Here is a 17,288-nt window from a genome sequence, read left to right on the forward strand (position 1 = left end):
TCAGATTCCTTGTTCGCTCAGCCACATGTTCAAGGTTGCCAATTGCCACAGCTTGGAACCGTTCAGGGGCGTCAGTTGGCCTTGCGGGTTACTCAGCAATCGATCCAGCATCGCCGGTTGAAACAGGCCGCGATCCTGGCTGGGGTCCAGCAGCAGGTCGCGCACCCAATTGAGGGTGTTGCCCTGCAAGTGCTTGAGGCCAGGGACCGGGAAGTAGCCTTTTTTGCGGTCGATCACTTCGCTGGGGATTACCAGTCGGGCGGCTTCCTTGAGCACTTGCTTGCCGCCGTCCGGCAGTTTGAAACGGGCCGGAATCCGCGCCGAGAGCTCGGCCAGCCGGTAGTCGAGGAACGGTGTGCGCGCTTCAAGGCCCCAGGCCATGGTCATGTTGTCGACCCGTTTTACCGGGTCATCCACCAGCATCACCGTACTGTCCAGGCGCAAGGCCTTGTCCACCCCTGCGCTAGCGCCCGGCTGGGAAAAATGCTCACGGACATAATCTCCGGCCGCATCATTGGCCGTCAGCCACTGCGGTTGCACCGTCGCCTTGTATTCGTCATAGCTGCGATCGAAGAACGCTTCGCGGTAAGCGGCATATGGGTCGCTGGCGCCGTCGACCTGCGGGTACCAGTGATAACCGGCAAACAGTTCATCCGCGCCCTGGCCGCTTTGCACCACCTTGCAATGCTTGGCCACTTCCCGTGACAGCAGGTAAAACGCAATACAGTCGTGGCTGACCATCGGTTCGCTCATGGCGCGCATGGCCGCTGGCAATTGCTCGATGATTTCGTGTTCGCCAATGCGCAGTTGGTGATGGCGCGTGCCGTAGTGCTTGGCGATCAAGTCCGAGTACTGGAATTCATCACCGCGCTCGCCACCTGCGTCCTCAAAACCGATGGAAAAGGTCGACAGATCCTGTACGCCCACATCCCGCAGCAACCCCACCAGCAAGCTTGAATCAACGCCGCCCGAAAGCAGTACACCGACATCCACCGCCGCCCGTTGGCGAATGGCCACAGCCTCGCGGGTACTGTCGAGTACACGGTCGCGCCAGTCTTCGAGGGTCAAATTGACCTCGTCGGCATGGGGGCCGTAGGGCAGAGTCCACCAGGTTTTCTGTTCGGTACGCCCGTTGGCGTCGATGCGCATCCATGTCGCCGGTGGCAGCTTTTCGATCCCGGCAATCAACGTGCGGGGCGCGGGCACTACGGCATGGAAGTTGAGGTAATGGTTGAGCGCCACCGGGTCGAGCATCGGGTTGATATCACCGCCCTTGAGCAACGCTGGCAAGGTCGAGGCAAAGCGTAGGCGGGCATCGGTACGCGACAGGTACAGCGGTTTAACCCCCAAACGGTCGCGGGCGATAAACAGGCGCTGGGTATCGCGCTCCCAGATGGCAAAGGCAAACATGCCATTGAGCTTGGGCAGCAGTGCTTCGCCCCAGGCGTGATAACCCTTGAGCAGCACTTCGGTGTCGCCATCGGAATAAAAGCTGTAGCCCAGGGCTTCAAGTTCGGTACGTAGTTCGGGGAAGTTATAGATCGCGCCATTGAAGGCCAGCGACAGGCCAAGTTGGCCGTCGACCATTGGCTGGGCGGAACCATCGGACAAGTCCATGATTTTCAGGCGCCGATGGCCGAGGGCGACGGGGCCCTGACTGTGAAAACCCCAGGCATCGGGGCCACGTGGAGCGAGGTGGTGGGTGATGCGTTCGATGGCTGCCAGGTCGGCAGGTTGTTGATCAAAACGTAACTCGCCAGCTAATCCGCACATGGTGCTTAAACCCTATTGAATCCGGGCCTTTCGCGCTACGCCTGCTTTTCAAGTACCAAATTTGTACCGTTTTGCAGCGTATTCAGCTTCTCAAGCTCGCTCCAATCATTGGGTGAGCTGATCCACCGGGCATAGGTCGAAAGCAGTATCTGAATGCTGTGTCCGAGCTGAGCCGCAATAAACGCAGGGTTCATGCCGGACATCAGGCACATCGTTGCATAGGTGTGCCTGGTGTCGTACATCCTGCGATGCCTCATCCCCAGCTTTCGTAATGCTAACAACCAGTAGCGCTTAGGCCCCGTTTCGGATCGGACATAAAGCTCTGACCTGTCTCCCGATCCTTCCGGCGCGAATACATAGTCAGAGCGCGCCGCTGTAAGTGACCTGGCTTTTTCGAGTGCCTGCAAAGCTTGATCGTTCAATAAAACTTCACGAGAGGTTTTGGTTTTAGTCCTTTCCTGGATCTTCCCGTAAAGCCTGATACGGCAAACACGTGCAGTTCGATTGCGCGTGTCCACTTCGCTCCAGCGCAGGGCCATAGCCTCGCCTGGACGCATTCCTGTATAGAAAGAAAACTCAAAAAAGCATGCATAAATGGCCTGAAGCCCGCTCGTCACTTCGTAAAGCTTGGCAATGACAGCATCGGCTTCGGCTCGCGAAAAAGGATCCAGCTCACGCTTTACGACTCTCGTTGCGGGGATTGAGCGTGCCGGGTTTCTCTGAATCAGCTCATCGCTGACGGCCTGATTGAAAAGACTGGTCACTAGCCTTACAGCATTCTTTCGGCGGACAGGGGAAGTCCACTCAATGCCGTTCACAATCTTGCGCATCAGTACCGGAGAGATCGCATCAATTGGCAAGTGCGCCAGGTGCGGTACCCAGTAGTTTTGCATGGTGCTGCGGTAGTTTTTCCGGGTGCTCTCCACAATCTGGAGGCTGTTTAGCCACTCCTGAGCATAATCAAAGAAAATCGGCATCTGGCTGACCGCCCCGCTGCGAGTGGTCGGAAACAGCTCAATGTACTTTTCAGTGGTGAGGGCGCCCAGTCGGTCGAGTTGCTTTACTTGAGAACGTAGACCCTCAGCTGCCGCGATTCCCTTGGTGGTCTGCGGGAAAGGGAGGGTTTCGCAACACCGCTTCTTGTTCCAAGTGAACCGGATTCGGATCGACTTACCGATGAACTCAACCCCAGCGGGGAGTCCCATTGGCTTTCTAGCCATTCGTCGTATCTCCACTTGCTGTACATAATTCGCCCATCGATCTTTGACCACACCCCAAGCGGGATAATGTTCCGCTCGCGCTTGCGCTGAAGGGCTTTTGCGGTTGTGCCAATGAGTTCGGCCAGTCTTTTTTCGGTGATTTTGTCGTGCCCGGAGTCATCGGACAGAAGTTGTGCTGCTGCCATGGCGGACCTCTGGATGCCGCGTTTGGCGGCAGAAGGTGAGTTATCTTGTGGGATGTGTCGCGATGCGGATCAGAAGCTGCGCTCTTTCTGGCGCGCCACATCGATCTGCTCATACAGGGCATCGACCCTTTTGCTTTTCCTGTCGAGAGCCTGGGATCGCTTGATGTGATCTTGCATTGCCTTGTTATAGGGCTGCATCAGCTCAAGAAGCCGCAGTTTTTCAGCAGCGTTTTTCGTTTCGTTGAACCTAACGGCTAGCCGATCACGCTCTTTAAAATCAACACCATCGAGCGCCCGATTTTCTTTTTGCATTTCCTCGAGTACTTCAGCCGATTGCCTTTGCCAGCGGATGTACAGAACATCGCTTAGTTTGGGCTGGTAGAAATGCTGGTTCCTGATCCAGGCCACTAGGTCATCCTTTGTCATCCCATCGAGAATATCTTTCACGGCTTTCTTGCTCATGCGCGCGCACCTTGCCCGCCGATTACTGGCAGGCATTTAAGGGTGGGAGGGGGTTACGGGTACCGGCGCCGCCACCGCCGCAGAAGAAGTCCACGACGATCTCGTCGTCCTGCTGGTTGAAGCCAAGGTAGTACTGGGTTTTGAAATCGAAGGGGTATTTCTTCTGGTTTGCGAACATAAGTAGGCCTCGCCAGGTGGCGTGATTTGTAATGGAAAGGCTGGTTTAAGCGGAGGGAGGAGAGCTAAGCGGCTTTAGTCCGGGCATCAGGCTGCCACTCACAGAACCCAACCCGTTGCGCTTTCGTCTTTGGGTTGATGATTGGTCGGCCTTCTGTATCCGTCATAATGCGCTTCGCCCTGATGCGCAGATCCCTGCATTGAATGGTCTTGCGAGCCAGCTCAATGAACTGCTCAGCGTACTGCGGGGCATCAAATAACGGTGATAGCTGGCGAAGCGTACCCCCCCCCATAATCTGCTCTGTCTTCTTCTCGACGAGTTCCAGCCATTCAGCAAGCGGAACAGGCTCGACACCACCAGGGGCTTTTACGTTCTTGCGAGTGCCTTTGGTGCGCTTCTTGGCCTCGGCCAGCGCAACGTCGCGGGTCATTCCAAATACGGCAAATGTGCTCATGGGTTATCTCCAAGCGTGCGCCTGCCTCGCCGGCTGGCGTGATTCATTGATATGAGTGATATGCTGAATACAAAATCGGTTACTGCGGGTGCTTAGAAATGCACGTAAATATAATTTCTACATTGCGTTGGCTTAATGTAGAGGCTGAGCCGGGTGTGTACGAAATGATGCCTGGGGTCTCTATTGTTAATGATCGAGAGCTGATAAGAAATGTCCTTGACGCCCCTTTTAAGTATTTTGTCGGACATATTGAGCATGATCACTTAACTCGTACTGACCACTTAGTAGTATGTAGGCCAGAAGAAGTTTGTATTTGGGAAGGGTATGATCACAGTGAACCCTTGCTTCTTACATGGTTAATATGGCTTTCGATGATTATTGAGGACTCATGGTTGGTGAAAGACAATGCTATTGGATGTGAGCTAGCACACTGTCACTTTCACAATAATGGTCAGGATTTTTGGACCAGTAACGGATTATATTCAACGCTGTCAAAGGCCGATGGCCACGCTTTGGTGCATACGACTTTCAGCGCGTTAGAAATTAATCAGTGGCGGGAAGTCAGTCTTGAGCTTAGGACTCATCTCCATGACAGGGGCTTTACCATGTTCCAGTCACCCGTGTCGAAAAAAAGCACGCGTTTTGACCGCTTCCTCAACTTCATAACATCATCGCGAAAAACTCCTTACCCTTCCCTGAAAATTGCACAAATATGTAGTGCACTAGAGAGTCTCTTTTCAACAAGCACAGGTGAGTTAACCCATAGACTTTCTGAGCGAGTAGCTCACTTTTTAGGTGGTTCAGCAAAGGATATGGAGGCTCGATACCAATTCATGAAGAAGGCCTATGGGATTCGTTCTCAAGTCACTCACGGTTCTCATATAAAGCAGTCAGATATTGATGCGTCACCTTTGATAAGCAAAGGATTGCAAGATATTTGTAGGGAAATTGTATTTATGGTTCTGCGAGATTCGACAAAACAGGCGGTTGTTTATGGGATGAATGAGTTTATTGAAGATTATTTTAGAAAAGAGCTATTTAGTTGATGTGATGCTGCCGGAACTTAAATTAGCGCAGTAATGTCATGTTTGTAATTTAGTAAAAATTCATGTGCTACGAGTGACCGGCATGGAGCCGGATCAAGGAGAGATCAATGAGACATTCAAACTTCGAAGATGCCCATAAAGGCCGCAAATTCATCATCCGTATTTCAACCCACGAAAACGGATTCACGACAGAGCTTCAAATCAGCGGGCTGCCCGTACATAAAGACAGCGACAACCTTTGGAAAACTCGCGATGAAGCTATTGACGCAGGTGTCGCGAAGGCCAGAGGGATTATCGACAGCATGTCTCGATAGGAGTATCAGTTAGAAGCGCGCTTGAGCTGGTTAGTAAGCTGCGTTGGCAGCCCGCGCACCGTCAGTGTTCCGGCTTCCTGATCGAACTCAATCTTTGAGCCCAGCAGGTGCTGTTCGAAGCTAATCGAAAGACCCTCCGCGCGCCCCGTGAAGCGACGGAACTGGTTCAGCGTGCGCTTATCGGCTGGAATCTCCGGCGACAGGCCGTAGTCCTTGTTGCGGATGAAGTCATAGAAGGCTTTCGGGCGGTCTTCGTCGATCAGCTCTGACAGTTCGTCGAGGGTGATCGGCTCGCCAATCTTGGCCTGGGCCATTGAGTAGCTGACCAGCGTCTGAGTCTTCTCGCGGGCGCTGTCTTCGTGCATGTCCTCTGCCGTGACAAAGTCGCTGAATGCCTTGAGTAGCGTGCGAGTCTCACCTGGACCATCAACACCTTCCTGGCAACCGATGAAGTCACGGAAGTAGTCGGTTGCTTTACGACCCTTCGCACCTTTGAGGTATGAAATGTACTGCCGCGACTTCGGTTTGCTGCGCCATTCCGAGATATTGATCCTGGCTGCCAGGCTGATGTTGCTAAAGTCCAGGTGCTTGGAAGGAGTGACACTGAGGTCAGCATTCACGGTGACCCCTTCGCTGTTCTGGAGCAGGGCAACTATCAGGTAGTCGGTCAGGCCTTGCTGGTAGTGGGCCAGCAGCACATGCCCGCCAACACTCAGGTTTGATTCTTCCATGAGCTTTTGTAGGTGCTCGACAGCGGTGTGGCTGAACTCGATAAAGTCGCCGCCTTCGATGTAGGTCTGCAACCAGCCGCTGAAAGGGAAGCCGCCGGACTGGGCATGAAAGAAACCCCAAGCCTTGCTGGTCTTGGCGTTGTAGGCGACGTTCAGGTCGCGCAGCAGATTTTCGGTGGCCTGAGATTCGGTCAGCTCGGTGCCGCTGACGTACAGCACGGCAGGTGTGCCATCTGGTTTTTTGTCGATCTGGTGGATGATGCTATGACGGATAGGCATGGGCTTACCTCGGGATGGCGCTGCCCTCCGTGACCGGATGCAGCGAGGTTATTTATCGTTAGTGACATGCAATCGTGACAATCACGGGAGACGGACAAGCTCCGCCAATTGAGGATCGGTCATGCGGTCGGCGCCGCGAATGAAGCGCGATATCAGATCCTGCTCCTCATCGATCCCAGTGCGCGCCATGGTTCGTTTCAGCGCGGCATCATCGTTGTGATAAAGAGCTGTGACAATCTTTCTGGACAGCAGGAGAGCTTCTTTTTCCTGTGTACTCAACTTGTCCCGGGCGCGCTGATCGCGTTTCCGTTCGGTTGCAGATTTGGCCATGATCTATCTCTTCAAGTCCGCTTGGTGGCAGGTGGTGTTGGGGCTGACGAAGGCGGCGTTGCACTGAGGAATTGATACGCCTCACAGATGACTGCCGAAGAAGGCAAATACGGCCAGTATTGCGCCGACGCGTAATGCCCAGTTACGCATGACCTTCCCGAGTTCTTTGATGCTGAACCGCGTCTCTTTAGCTTCCAGTTCCTGCCGTTGGCGATACGCGTTGCCATAGCCGAAACACGGGGTTGGGGTGACGACCTTACCGGTGGTGCGCTCGACTACTTCAAAGCAGTTGAAGCCAGAAGCTTTAACCCTGAAGCGATCTGTCATGCCGGGTTTCTGGTAAAGCTCGGCCGTGGCCCTGCGTGTAAGTCTGCGCAACCCTTCAAGACGGGATATGCGCTCTGAGATAGGTGGAGTCATGGTCGATCCTCAACAGGGTTACGGTTATTCGTCAGCACTCAGGTCCGCGCTGTTTGCCGATGGGCGCGCAATGGAGTGCTGACGGATAAACGCAGGTATGAAAAAGCCCAGTCGAAACCGGGCTGTGTTGCACTCTTAAAACGCCACCGTATGTAAGAGCCTGGCTGTATGGGCGCGCCCATCACTGTTTAGGTTTTCATGGTCGAGTCCTCCGTTTTGGGTTGCAGCAGGCAAGGGCTGATGCAGGTGTCCAGCGTCTGCTGGGTTGGCGTCCGCATTGGTCTGTACTCAGGCCTGTAAATGCCGAAGATCAGACCGATGCATCCTGGGGCTGGGGAGTACCAGGGGATCGGGCAGTTAACGACAGGCTGTCGTGGCGCTGGTTGTTCGTTACTGCTTAAACCGCGATATCTTTCTCGCGGCCCGCCTGAATTCGCAGATAAATCTCTTCCCTATGAACAGCCACATCATCCGGTGCGACGATTCCGAGCTTGACCTGCTGTCCACTAACGCTTAGCACCTGGATGCTGATGTCGTCGTTGATGCGGATGATTTCGCCTACGCGGCGGGTGAGTATCAACATGGTCCTTCTCCTTGTTTGATTTCCAATGCCGCCTCAGTGAAGCGGCATCAGTAAATCTGTGGATCTTGCTGGGCTTCGTGTTCTGCCACGGTTTCCTTGGCTGAACACCCGAGGATTCCTCGGTAGTTCGATCTCGCTACACGTCTGCCAGGTCTCCCCACCACTGCCCGTCGTCGCACATTTCGTGTTCGATGCTGTTACGGGTGGCTGTGCAGCTTTGCGTACTCCATATGGGAGTCCGGCCAGTTCCAGAGCTGGCATGGCATCGGCTATTTGTTGCTCGCGCTTACCAGATGAATCCCGGGGTAGCTGATGGCGAGGATCTTGGCGGTGGTAAAGAGCGGGTCGCTGCGGTGTGAGGCTGCGATGGATGTAAATTAGCAACTGCTAAATATTTACGCAATAGCATATGCTAAATAATTTGCAGCGCCCACAAAAAATCCCGCTCAGTGGCGGGCTCCGTTGCGTAGGTCGATCACAAACCAGCAGGTCGACGCGTTATGTGCAGGTGGTGCAGGTCAATGCCTGCGAGGGGTAGGGGGTAATGCTCGGATGCCCTGGCTGTAAGTCGGTTTGCGGCCAGGGTAGGGCGGTCGCATGGCGGGTGGAGAGCCTGGGTATTGCGCCAGGAACAAAAAGCCCGACGCTTGGTCGGGCTCTCATTCTAGCTAGTGAGCGAGCAACTTTGTCAGGCCAAAGGTTATCGCACTAGCTAGGCCGGTCATGGCGAAGGCTGTCGCCACGTACCACTTGATTACGTTCAGTTCCAAGGTGGCCAAGTCAGCCTTAGTGGCTGAGTGCTTTTCAATTGATTCTACTTTCCCCGATATGCCGACAAGCTTCTCCTTGATATCAGGAATGGCTTTTTCGAGTGCCGCTATGCGAGCTTCCAATTCACCGCCTCCCGGTGGGTTTACGCCGCCAGTATTGCCCGGGCCCCCGCCATTGTCACGCTTCTGGTAAGGAGTGGTATTACCGCCTTGGTGGACTTTCGGCTCAAACTTACTCATTTTCGGGAGCCCGAGAAGCATCTTCCGTCTTTGGATTCATGGCTAGCCAAGCCAGCATAACTTCCGATCGATGAGTTCTGATAAGTCCGCAATTATTGCACTCGAGCTCTAGATTATACGCAGGAGCTCCACTAATGGTTCCGCCAGCTTTTCTTAAGAAGCAGTGATCAGTGCTCTCTTCTTTTGTGGAAATATTCCACATATCTGTTCCACAAGCAAAGCACTTTCCATTAGGTGTTTTTACAATCAAAAAACGAACAGCTTCGTCGTATAGTAGAATTGGCTCTACGGTTGATCGCTTATAGTTATCACTGGAGTCGCTCATAAATGCATTTCCCGTTCAAAGTTTCAATTCGTGTCTCACCTACTCAGCCTTTCCCCGCACAATCCTCCCCGCCTTCACCTCTTCCGCATACCCCGCCAGCTTGTCGGCGAGCTCATGCAGTTCGCCGACAAGTTTCATCGCCTCCAGGAATTCAGCCTCGCCCCCGGCCTGGGCTTTGTGGAACATCTCCAAGGCGGCAGTCTCCAAGGCGAACGCTGTAGCCTTCAGGTCGCGGCGCAGTTGCTGGTTGGGCTTGGTAAGTGCCATGCGGCCTCTTCTCGAATCCGTGTTGAGCCTACTCAATCTTGACTCGCGTCACCGCGCCATCCCGGACCTCATCCGCCAGTGCTGCAATCCGATCTGCACGCTCATACATCTTCGCAATCAGCGTCAGGACGGCTGCCACCTCGATATCCTGGCAATCCTTGGTGATTCTGAGCACTTCGTCTGCTGCCTGCTCGATATCAAGCCCTAGGACCTTGAGTTCGTGGCGCAGCTCTTGGTTGGGCTGGGTGAGGGGCATTACGGCCTCCTAAGTATTTCGCTTGAGCCACGCGCAAAGTCTGGATATTGGCGAGCTTCGTTGAGGCGGGCCTTTACCAACTAAGTCTTCCAGAGCAATTGTCGCCTTTTGAGTACGCCCCCTGAGCAAGCTGAGTTTTGCATGCAGGTCTTTTTTAAGCTGCTTTCGGTTCTCTGCAGGCGAGAGCTCTATCAGCTTCCCCGCCATAAAAAATTCAGTTCCATTTGCTGATCGAGCGCTTCAGTTATCTACTTGATTGTCTCGTTCATTCTGATATCTGCTCAGTTAATTTCGATTATCACCGTCAAGTCTATAGATCCCCGCCGCGCCAGATGACTCGACTTAGGACGTGGTGCTTGGCCCTTTAAAGCCTGCGGGCATTCCAAGCAAGTAGGACTCTCGCATGCACGACCAGGGACTCTAGCTCCGCACCCTTGATGTCGTAGGGCGGAAAGGCTTCGTTATCTGAAATCATACGAATCATTTTAGGTAGTCGCTGCAATCGCTTGATGTAGAGCATTCCATCGAGCGTGAAGGCATATACCCCATCAACCACAACCTCAGTGACGCCTTTGTCGACAATCAACGGGTCTCCGCTTGAAAACGTAGCCCCCATGCTTTCGCCGAATCCTGTAATGACAGCAAGGTTTTCGGGGCGAGTATAAATAATGCCTTGCTCGCGCAAGTATTCACTCCGAACAGTGATATTCCTCACCGTTTCAACGTATTCCTTCGGAACTACCTGTCCAGGGCCCATAGACGCTCGAACGTCATACTGAGGGATGTGTATGTCGCCCTGTCTAGCCCTTGAGAAGTCGACAGCAACCACGCTGCCGTCATTTTTCTCTGCTTCGATAGTTTGTTCGTCCGCCAGATGTGCAGACGGAGAAACAAGGGCTCCGGAGACCAATCCGATTTTACCTTCAAGCGTGGCGGCGGCCTTTTCGCCTAGTTTCCTATGCCCATTCAAAAGTTGCGAAAGGTACGAGGCGTCTAGGCCGTACTCATTCGCAAAATCTTTCTGGCTTGCCCGGCCCATGACGCGGCGCAGAGCTTTGATTCTGAGTTCATTGATATCCATTGGCCAATAATCGCTTTCCGTTAGCATTCAGTAAATTACTGTTTGCTATTGTTTGTTGTATTAGCAGTTGCTAATCTTGCGCCTTCTAGGAGGCACATATGAACCTGCACGAATACATCAAGCCGCTTGAGAAAGACGATCTAGATAGCTTTGCCGCTCGCTGCGGAACGAGTGCGGGGCAGCTAAAGCAGGTTGCTTATGGCTACCGCCGTCCGAGCGCCGGGCTTTCTATCTGCATTGAACGAGAGTCGAAAGGTTCTGTTGTTTGCGAACAGCTGCGCCCAGACATCGACTGGGCTTACCTGCGAAGCACGTCAAGAAGCTCTAGCCGGGCCGCATAACAAGTTTGTTGGCCCGCTGGGAAAATTCTCGCCCGCCCAACTGCAGGGCGCCACGGAAACAGATTTGAGGTTTTACGGATGGAAGGTTTTCTGCGGGCCTGTCAGAGCGCTGTTCTGGATAACGAGGCGAAAGCACTGGCAGCCAAGATGGGGGTGCCACACGTAAGCCTGCTTCAGCGCGCCAACCCTGACAACGATGCTCATCACCTGACTATCGAGCATCTGTTCGGGATTTTGCTTCACACCGGCGACATGCGACCGCTTGCGGCGCTGGCAAATGGGTTCGGTTTTGATTTGAAGCCCAATAGCCCACCAAAAGCCCAAGCGCTTACTTCGTCATTGATCAGCGTCGGTAAAGAAGTCGCAGAGTTGACTATCGCTGTGCATGCAGCGCTGGAGGATAACCACGTAAACAGTTTTGAGAAGTCCTTTATCCGACAGGAAATTAATCATGTGCGGACAAGCCTCAATGTGATGGAGGCGTCAGTGAAGGTCGCCTGATTCGCAGATAAAAAAAGCCGGTGACTAGACCGGCTTCTTCACAACATATTTCGGGGGCCATTATGTGCACCACTTGCTCATCACGCAACACCGCTGACGTGATACCTCCCCTTGCACCATTACTTGTCACGACCACCGCACAGGAGGCCGTGTAATGGCCCGCATCCGCACGATCAAACCCGAGTTCTGGACCAGTGAACAAGTTATGGAATGCAGCCCTTTGGCGCGCCTGTTGTTTATCGGTGTGTGGAATTTCTGCGATGACGCGGGCAACCATCCCATGTCGGCCAAAACCCTAAAGGCACTGGTTTTCCCAGGCGATGACATCACCTCGGCGAAGGTCGGTGAACTGCTCGCCGAGCTGTCAACGAATGGGCTGATCGACCTCTACGAGGTGTCGGGCAAAGAGTACCTACACGTCAACGGCTGGAAGCATCAGAAGATCGACCGACCGACGATTAAACACCCTACATATCGACTGACTATCGACGCTGACTCGGAGAACGCTCGACGAGCCCTCGCCGAGGAATCGCAAGTGCCTAGACGAGCCCTCACCCCCGGAAGGGAAGGGGAAGGTAAGGGAGAAAACCCACCCAACGCGCACGAGCCGTTCGACTCACGCGAAATGGTCGCCATGACCCTGGACTGGTTGCCCGATCCAGAAACCCTAAAAACCTATGCCGTTCACGTTGGCCTGCCTGGCGCACTGTTCACTCCAGCCGTGATTGCCTTGTTCACCTGCCACTACGAGCCAAAGGGCGTGGTCAACACGCAGGCTGAGTGGGTGAGCATGCTGGTCAAGTGGGTGCAGCGTGATCAGGTCAAGGCTGCCGGAACCAACGTCAGCCGCTTCCCAGGTAAGCCCCGCACTGACGAATCCTTTGACGACGAAGATACCGACTGGCTGTATCAGGAGGCGACCCAATGAATCAAGTTTCAGTAATTGCCACAGGCCTTTGGGCCAAGGTTCAGAGTGGCGAGTTTATCGCGGCCGGTGAAAGTGAAAACATCCAGCCCGCCCTCGAGCTGTCCCAGGCCACGGCTAAGGTCATCAACGGTCTGTTCCGTGAACTGCGCTCGATCTTCCCGGCGTGGAAGCAGGCGTGGCCGGACATAGCGACCTACAAAGCGGCCAAGCAGCAGTGGCTGCAGGGTTTTCTCGAAGCAGGGATTTGCAGCGCCGAGCAACTGCGTTTCGGTGTGATGCGTGCCCGTCAGGCAGCGAAGGACTTCGTGCCAAACGTGGGCGTGTTCATAGGTTGGTGCACGCCTACGGCGGAAATGCTTGGCCTGCCTAGGCTTGCTGCCGCCCACCGTGAGGCTTGCCGTAACGCGCATCCATCGATGGCTGGCCAGGCCATTTGGTCCCATGACGCGGTGTGGCACACGGCCAAAGAATGCGGCTTCGAAAACCTTAACCGGCTGAGCCATGACTTGAGTATCAAGATGTTTGAGCGCAACTACACGATCACAGTGCGCCGCATTCTGGCGGGCCTGCCGCTGCAGAAAATGCCGCGAGCTTTGCCACCACGCACCATCGAACGCAGCGCCCCCGAAGTCGGAAACAAGGCTTTGGAAGCGCTGCGAGCTATGAGAGCAGGAGGATTTGCTCATGAATGAATTACGCCAACAACAGCGTCTCGCTGGTCAGTCTTCAATCGCCCAGAAGGTCTTCGGCTTCGTGCCTATTCAAGATAGCTGGAGCACGCATGAGATTCGCGGGGCCGCGATGGCTGCCAGTGCGACGACTGCTGCGGACCATGCAATACGCCGAGCCCTGGGCGAGCTCAAGGACGCGGGCCTTATTCGCGAACCTGTCGGCGGTAAGTTTCAGCGTGACGCAGCGACCCTAAAACCCAAGACTGAGAAAGCCATGATCCAGCCAGCCAAACAAACTGTTGTATCGATCAAGAAGCCCGAAGGTGCCTTGGATGTTTTGGCCGCACTGTCTGGCGAAGTGGTGAGTCTTTCTGATGAGTTCAGTAAGCGCATGAAGGTATTGGCCGGACGCATTGAAGAGGTGGCGTTGTCGGTTGAGGCTGAGCGGGAAAGCAATGCATTGACCATCACAAAGGCCAAACGACTACAGGAAGCCCTGAAGGAGTTCGCATAGTGAGCGCCTTGGGAAAGCAGGTGTCGGGCGACCACTACAAATCACTGAAAATTCAGCCCATTGAATTCATTCACGCCAACGGCATTCCGTTTGCCGAGGGCAACGTTATCAAGTACGTGACGCGGTGGCGTGACAAGGGCGGGCTGGCCGATCTGGAGAAGGCCAAACACTTTCTGGAAATCCTAATCGAGCTTGAGCGCAAGGTGGCCACCGAATGAGTCACTCAGCCACCGAAAAACGGGCATCGAACACCCAAATCAAAACCCTGACCGTGAAGCTGTCCGACGCCGAGATTGGCCGCAATGCCAAGCTCGAGCATGTGCGCGACCTACGGGATGCCGGTCATCCAGCGTTGCACTTTCGCTTCTCCAAGAACCGCACCCGCGGCTCCTGGTACTTGGTCAACAAACGCCGCTGGCACCGCATCGGTGCCTTCCCGGCCTTGAGTGCCAAGCAAGTATTGGCCGAGCTACCGGCAGTGCGCCTGCGGGTGGCTGCTGATGCAGGATCAAGCATTTCGCAATGGGTCACCACGGGCGAGCTGCTCAGTTGGTATGCCGCCCGCATGGGCCTCGACCGAAGTCTGTCGGCCAAGCGTAAGGACACTGGCGCATCCGTCATGAGGCGTCACCTGCTGCCACGCCTGGGTGGGTTGCCGCTGGTAGAGGTCAACAAAGCGAACCTCGATAGTCTGTTCATGTGGCCTCTGCAAGGGTCTCTCTCAATCGACTACGTGCGTCTGGCGTTCCAGTTGCTGGCTTTGGCATTTCGGCAGGCGTTGAAGCTGGACAAGATATCGTCCAATCCAATGGCGGGCATCAAGTTCAGTGACTTCTCCAAGGCCAAGGTTAGGGTCAAGCCGTCGCGCCTGCGTGGTGTTCAGTTGCAGGATCTGCTGCGCGAGCTGATACAGGCTATGGAGGGCAGTCCGTCTGACGCCATGCTGGCTCTGATGATGCTGTGCCACGGGACGCGCATCGGGGAGACCCGACAAGCACGCTGGTCACATATCAGCCTGGCCGAGGGTGAGTGGTTTATTCCTGCTGAACACGCCAAGACCGGCGTGGAGCACCGTCTGCCACTGACCGACCAAGTACGGGCGCTGCTGATCCGCTATCGCGACACTCAGACCGCCCGAGGCTATGACGGTCTGTATCTGTTCCCTGCCCGCAATGGCAAGGCTTTGAGCGAGGGCCAGGGCTTTGCTGTGTTTACTCGTCTGGGTAAGGGCGAGTGGACCAGCCATGACCTGCGCAAGGTGGCCCGTACCGGCTGGGCAGATCTGGGTATTGACCATCTGATCGGTGAGCTGCTGATCAATCACGCGATGGGCCACAACGTGAAGGTATACATCCAGTCGGACGTGATGAGTCGCAAGCGTGATGCGCTGGAAAAGTGGCACCACCTGTTAGACAGCCGAGGCTTTAAGCAGATTCACGGGCAGACAGGCGTTAGATTTGGAGAATCCGGTAATACGCTGGAGGCCGCTAACGGCGTGGCTTGCAGCGCTACTCAGAAATCAACCATAGGCGAGGATTAAAAACGCGAAAAAGGTATTACCGGCGAGTCGAAACATACCGTGGATTAAGGGGATGGCATGGCGATTTACAAAGACGTGATGGGCACATTGGTTCGTGTGCTTGCGGCAGACAACATCGACAACTCAACCAAGCAGAGCTGGCAAAAGCTGATTGATGCTGAGTTGAGCTCGGGCGGGCAGGGTGCTGGCATATCAGTGCGAGATAAATTCGACTATGACTGCTGCCTGTACGCGTTACTGCACCGTGAGTTGGCGCCGGTTCAGTGGGATGTTCTCGTCGCGAAGTTCTCGACTCATAAAGCCAATAAAGTGGCAGCCATAGGCCGCTTAGTCGCTCGCATGACGTCTCCGGCGCCGCAGCTATTTATCTACAAAGCGCTCACAGCCTGGGCTATTCCGAAGCTGAGGGGTGTCCAAACGGGTAAGCGCTCCACGGACATGATCGTCTTGCCTGCGGAGTTCTACGATATGAATACGTGGGATCCAGAAGCCTCCCCCGAACGCACACGTCACCGGTGGAAATCAGGTATCCATAAGCGCCTTGAAACTTTGGAGGAGGCGGCCGTGATACACGCAACAGAGCTATTTGATCGCGAAGAAATCTTTATCGATGCTGCTTGACGCAGTGTCAGAGTGGCCGTAAATTAGCCCCATCATGTCGATTTTACGCGTTATGAGAATCGACACGCCAAAGCCCTGCCACTGAGCGGGGCTTTTTGCTTTCTACAGTTCACTGAGCCTCGGCATTTGCCGGGGCTTTTTCGTTTTCGGCCCCATGCCTATCTCTTTGCTCCAAGCGGATGACAGAGTCATGGAGGCCGGATTTATTGAGGACCACAGATGAACACTGAGCATCAAGCACTAACCGATGTGCCCCTTTGGTTGCTGATACTGCTGAGCATGGCGGGCTTGTCCGGGGAAATGCTGAGAGCTTCAGGCTCTGACCTTGGCCTTCGGCAGATTCTGCAGCGTGTTGCTCTACGTTTTCTCGCGTCAGGCCTGCTGGGTATGGCGACGCTGCTGCTCGCAATGGCCCTACCCCACGACCCAAGATTGAGGACGACGCCCTGCGCAAAGTGCAGCAGGAGTTGTGGGAGGACTGGGTGGATGAGTCGGATGCCGATGGCCTGACCGACTTCTACGGGCAGCAAGCATTGATAGCCCGCACGGTCGAAACCGCCGGTGAATGCTTTGTGCGTCTGCGCCCACGCAGCCTGGACGAAATCTTGCGGTACCGCTTCAGCTCAGGTACTGGCCCCGAATTTGTGCCGCACGATAAGTTTGAGCCGGCTAAAAATGGCAACAACATCCGTGCCGGCATCGAGTTCAACCCGGCTCACCAGCGCGTGCTACTGGATGTACCGTGTTCACCGCGATGCCTCGTCACTGAATGCCGGTTACAACCAACTGGTTCGCATCCCGCAGCGCAGGTACTTCACATCTTCGAGCCAGTGAGCCTGGCAGTTACGCGGGTGTGCCGCGATTGGCGCCGTGCTCAAGCGCTTGCGCAGCCTGGACAACTACGACGATGCGGTTCTGTTCCGTCAGGAGTAGCCAACCTGTTTGCCGGGTTTATCAGCAGACCCCCCCGAAGCCTCACAGCAACCCGTGATCCGGTCACCGGCCAGTTGTTGAGTGAAGACCGCGACGGCTTCACCCGATGGTCGCGCTGGAGCCTGGAACCATGCAGGAGCTGGGGCCGGGAAGAGGTTGAATTTCTCCAAGCCCCGGACGCCGGCAACAACTACCCGGACTTTATGCGGCAGCAATTGATGGCCGCTGCGCCGGTACCGGCACACCCTTACGAAATCCTCACCGGTGATATGCGCGAGGTCAACGACCGGGCGCTGCGGGTTGTGCTCAACGAATTCCGCCGTCG

Annotated in this window: 25 protein-coding genes and 1 pseudogene; 12 read left to right on the forward strand and 14 right to left on the reverse strand. The window is 54.9% G+C overall.

From position 1 onward, the window contains the following. From N7D90_RS07810 to N7D90_RS07830, 5 genes are all read right to left on the reverse strand, one after another. A complete protein-coding gene (locus tag N7D90_RS07810) occupies window positions 1-1,773 on the reverse strand; it encodes an N-acetylglutaminylglutamine amidotransferase (protein ID WP_261741620.1) in 1,773 nt (590 codons plus the stop codon). Window positions 1,774-1,808: 35 nt separating this feature from the next. Continuing rightward, entirely contained in the window at window positions 1,809-2,993 is a 1,185-nt protein-coding gene (locus N7D90_RS07815; protein ID WP_261741621.1) for a tyrosine-type recombinase/integrase, read from the reverse strand. Window positions 2,994-3,247: 254 nt separating this feature from the next. Beyond that, a complete protein-coding gene (locus N7D90_RS07820) occupies window positions 3,248-3,640 on the reverse strand; it encodes a hypothetical protein (protein WP_261741622.1) in 393 nt (130 codons plus the stop codon). A 22-nt stretch (window positions 3,641-3,662) separates the two neighbouring features. Then, complete coding sequence (locus N7D90_RS07825) at window positions 3,663-3,818, reverse strand: hypothetical protein (protein ID WP_261742537.1); 156 nt, start codon at window positions 3,816-3,818, stop codon at window positions 3,663-3,665. A gap of 64 nt (window positions 3,819-3,882) precedes the next feature. After that, a complete protein-coding gene (locus N7D90_RS07830; protein WP_261741623.1) occupies window positions 3,883-4,272 on the reverse strand; it encodes a hypothetical protein in 390 nt (129 codons plus the stop codon). A gap of 98 nt (window positions 4,273-4,370) precedes the next feature. Here N7D90_RS07830 and N7D90_RS07835 point away from each other — a divergent pair, with 98 nt between their 5' ends. Then, a complete protein-coding gene (locus N7D90_RS07835) occupies window positions 4,371-5,318 on the forward strand; it encodes a HEPN domain-containing protein (protein ID WP_261741624.1) in 948 nt (315 codons plus the stop codon). Between the two features lie 107 nt (window positions 5,319-5,425). After that, complete coding sequence (locus N7D90_RS07840; protein ID WP_261741625.1) at window positions 5,426-5,632, forward strand: hypothetical protein; 207 nt, start codon at window positions 5,426-5,428, stop codon at window positions 5,630-5,632. 5 nt (window positions 5,633-5,637) lie between these two features. Here N7D90_RS07840 and yejK read toward each other — a convergent pair whose 3' ends face one another. From yejK to N7D90_RS07885, 9 genes are all read right to left on the reverse strand, one after another. After that, entirely contained in the window at window positions 5,638-6,642 is a 1,005-nt protein-coding gene (yejK, locus tag N7D90_RS07845) for a nucleoid-associated protein YejK (protein WP_261741626.1), read from the reverse strand. 81 nt (window positions 6,643-6,723) lie between these two features. Next, window positions 6,724-6,972 (reverse strand): hypothetical protein, encoded by a 249-nt coding sequence (locus N7D90_RS07850; protein ID WP_261741627.1) that lies wholly within the window; start codon window positions 6,970-6,972, stop codon window positions 6,724-6,726. Between the two features lie 81 nt (window positions 6,973-7,053). Further along, window positions 7,054-7,392, reverse strand: coding sequence for a hypothetical protein (locus N7D90_RS07855; RefSeq protein ID WP_261741628.1), 339 nt, complete (start codon window positions 7,390-7,392; stop codon window positions 7,054-7,056). A gap of 397 nt (window positions 7,393-7,789) precedes the next feature. Beyond that, a complete protein-coding gene (gene csrA / locus N7D90_RS07860) occupies window positions 7,790-7,975 on the reverse strand; it encodes a carbon storage regulator CsrA (protein ID WP_261741629.1) in 186 nt (61 codons plus the stop codon). 668 nt (window positions 7,976-8,643) lie between these two features. Beyond that, entirely contained in the window at window positions 8,644-8,985 is a 342-nt protein-coding gene (locus N7D90_RS07865; protein ID WP_261741630.1) for a hypothetical protein, read from the reverse strand. After that, window positions 8,978-9,310: a hypothetical protein gene (locus tag N7D90_RS07870; RefSeq protein ID WP_261741631.1), complete on the reverse strand. Its 333-nt coding sequence runs from the start codon at window positions 9,308-9,310 to the stop codon at window positions 8,978-8,980. Before N7D90_RS07870 ends, N7D90_RS07865 begins: the two co-directional genes overlap by 8 nt. A gap of 39 nt (window positions 9,311-9,349) precedes the next feature. After that, on the reverse strand, window positions 9,350-9,577 hold the full coding sequence (locus N7D90_RS07875) for a hypothetical protein (RefSeq protein ID WP_261741632.1): 228 nt from the start codon (window positions 9,575-9,577) through the stop codon (window positions 9,350-9,352). Window positions 9,578-9,605: 28 nt separating this feature from the next. After that, a complete protein-coding gene (locus N7D90_RS07880; protein ID WP_261741633.1) occupies window positions 9,606-9,833 on the reverse strand; it encodes a hypothetical protein in 228 nt (75 codons plus the stop codon). Between the two features lie 364 nt (window positions 9,834-10,197). Then, a complete protein-coding gene (locus tag N7D90_RS07885; protein ID WP_261741634.1) occupies window positions 10,198-10,914 on the reverse strand; it encodes a LexA family transcriptional regulator in 717 nt (238 codons plus the stop codon). Window positions 10,915-11,012: 98 nt separating this feature from the next. Here N7D90_RS07885 and N7D90_RS07890 point away from each other — a divergent pair, with 98 nt between their 5' ends. From N7D90_RS07890 to N7D90_RS24665, 10 genes and pseudogenes are all read left to right on the forward strand, one after another. Continuing rightward, window positions 11,013-11,255, forward strand: coding sequence for a transcriptional regulator (locus N7D90_RS07890; RefSeq protein ID WP_261741635.1), 243 nt, complete (start codon window positions 11,013-11,015; stop codon window positions 11,253-11,255). A 78-nt stretch (window positions 11,256-11,333) separates the two neighbouring features. Continuing rightward, window positions 11,334-11,756 (forward strand): phage regulatory CII family protein, encoded by a 423-nt coding sequence (locus N7D90_RS07895; RefSeq protein WP_261741636.1) that lies wholly within the window; start codon window positions 11,334-11,336, stop codon window positions 11,754-11,756. Between the two features lie 154 nt (window positions 11,757-11,910). Further along, window positions 11,911-12,684 (forward strand): DnaT-like ssDNA-binding domain-containing protein, encoded by a 774-nt coding sequence (locus N7D90_RS07900; protein ID WP_261741637.1) that lies wholly within the window; start codon window positions 11,911-11,913, stop codon window positions 12,682-12,684. Beyond that, complete coding sequence (locus N7D90_RS07905) at window positions 12,681-13,376, forward strand: replication protein P (protein WP_261741638.1); 696 nt, start codon at window positions 12,681-12,683, stop codon at window positions 13,374-13,376. Before N7D90_RS07900 ends, N7D90_RS07905 begins: the two co-directional genes overlap by 4 nt. Continuing rightward, entirely contained in the window at window positions 13,369-13,869 is a 501-nt protein-coding gene (locus N7D90_RS07910) for a hypothetical protein (RefSeq protein WP_261741639.1), read from the forward strand. Before N7D90_RS07905 ends, N7D90_RS07910 begins: the two co-directional genes overlap by 8 nt. Further along, complete coding sequence (locus N7D90_RS07915; RefSeq protein WP_261741640.1) at window positions 13,869-14,087, forward strand: DUF3310 domain-containing protein; 219 nt, start codon at window positions 13,869-13,871, stop codon at window positions 14,085-14,087. The genes N7D90_RS07910 and N7D90_RS07915 overlap by 1 nt, the downstream gene beginning before the upstream one ends. Continuing rightward, window positions 14,084-15,409 (forward strand): site-specific integrase, encoded by a 1,326-nt coding sequence (locus tag N7D90_RS07920; RefSeq protein WP_261741641.1) that lies wholly within the window; start codon window positions 14,084-14,086, stop codon window positions 15,407-15,409. Before N7D90_RS07915 ends, N7D90_RS07920 begins: the two co-directional genes overlap by 4 nt. A gap of 57 nt (window positions 15,410-15,466) precedes the next feature. Next, window positions 15,467-16,030: a hypothetical protein gene (locus tag N7D90_RS07925; protein ID WP_261741642.1), complete on the forward strand. Its 564-nt coding sequence runs from the start codon at window positions 15,467-15,469 to the stop codon at window positions 16,028-16,030. A 279-nt stretch (window positions 16,031-16,309) separates the two neighbouring features. Then, window positions 16,310-16,540, forward strand: coding sequence for a hypothetical protein (locus tag N7D90_RS07930; RefSeq protein WP_261742399.1), 231 nt, complete (start codon window positions 16,310-16,312; stop codon window positions 16,538-16,540). After that, a pseudogene (locus tag N7D90_RS24665) lies at window positions 16,486-17,244 on the forward strand (phage portal protein); the annotation flags it as partial. The gene N7D90_RS07930 and the pseudogene N7D90_RS24665, both read left to right, overlap by 55 nt. Window positions 17,245-17,288: the final 44 nt, after the last annotated feature.

This window comes from Pseudomonas fragi (assembly GCF_025426255.1).
Classification (GTDB): Bacteria; Pseudomonadota; Gammaproteobacteria; order Pseudomonadales; family Pseudomonadaceae; genus Aquipseudomonas; species Aquipseudomonas kulmbachensis.